We start from the raw sequence: 306 nt of genomic DNA, 5'->3' as shown, positions 1-306 counted from the left end.
CTCCATACGCAGCATCAACGAAAAGCCCTGTCACTCACATACGACACCTGTGCCATCGGGACCTGCGAGAGACCGTTCGCCTGGTCCGAGATCCACCACCTCATCCCCTGGGCACGAGGCGGCGACACCGACCTCGACGCCATCCCACTCTGCTCCTGGCACCACCACCGCGCCCACGACCCCCGATGGCACCTCACCCAGCACCCGCTCAGGGGCTGGGAGCTGCGCGCACGCGAGCGACGCTCGCGTCGTCCAGGTCGCCCGCAGGGGTGACATGACCTCGCCGCGCCGCGGGAAGGGTTAGTA

General features: G+C 68.0%; 1 protein-coding gene. It reads left to right on the top strand.

The features are described 5' to 3' along the window. The first annotated feature begins 27 nt into the window (after nucleotides 1-27). On the top strand, nucleotides 28-273 hold the full coding sequence (locus tag QWY29_RS20035; RefSeq protein ID WP_336621856.1) for an HNH endonuclease: 246 nt from the start codon (nucleotides 28-30) through the stop codon (nucleotides 271-273). Nucleotides 274-306: the final 33 nt, after the last annotated feature.

This window comes from Nocardioides abyssi, assembly GCF_030412915.1.
GTDB lineage: Bacteria > Actinomycetota > Actinomycetes > Propionibacteriales > Nocardioidaceae > Nocardioides > Nocardioides abyssi.
Note: the sequence above shows the minus strand (reverse complement) of the source record. Positions and strands in the feature narration are given on the sequence as shown.